Annotated in this window: 1 protein-coding gene; it reads left to right on the top strand. The window is 69.1% G+C overall.

All coding sequences use genetic code 11. The annotated features are described in order from the left end of the window. Positions 1-269: 269 nt before the first annotated feature. Positions 270-475: hypothetical protein (locus tag ACLD7X_RS18710; protein ID WP_411425182.1), on the top strand; the 206-nt coding region annotated here is incomplete at its 3' end.

Raw genomic sequence — 475 nt, 5'->3', positions numbered from 1 at the left:
GACGCCGAGTGCACCCACACCCCCACCAGCTCGAGGTCGGGGTGGGCGAGGACGGCTTCGATCGCCGCCTTGCCCACGCCACCGGTCGCCCACTGCACCACGCGGATCGTCATGGCCGAATGAGAACACGTTCTAGTGACCCGTGTCACCCACCGGGACCAAGGTCCCGACGTGCTGAAGACGGCCTGAAGGATTCGCCCACGTGCTCGGATGCCGGCCCGAGCGGGTCGATGGTGGAGGGGAATCCCCTTCCTTCCGCCGGAGCACTCATGATCATCGCCGACGTCCCCCTCACCGAGGGCGACCTGCGGGCGTACGACGGACTCGACGTCCCGCACGACCGGATCGCCGTCCACGACCCGCTCGAGCCCGGGCAGCTGCTGCTGATCCGCTCGATCGAGGGAGTCTGCCGGTGCGCCGAGGTCCTGGCGCTCGACTTCACCCCCACCGACACGGTCTACCGTCTCCGCTACGG

This window comes from Aphanothece microscopica RSMan92, assembly GCF_046613545.2.
GTDB lineage: Bacteria > Cyanobacteriota > Cyanobacteriia > PCC-6307 > Cyanobiaceae > NIES-981.
Note: the sequence above shows the minus strand (reverse complement) of the source record. Positions and strands in the feature narration are given on the sequence as shown.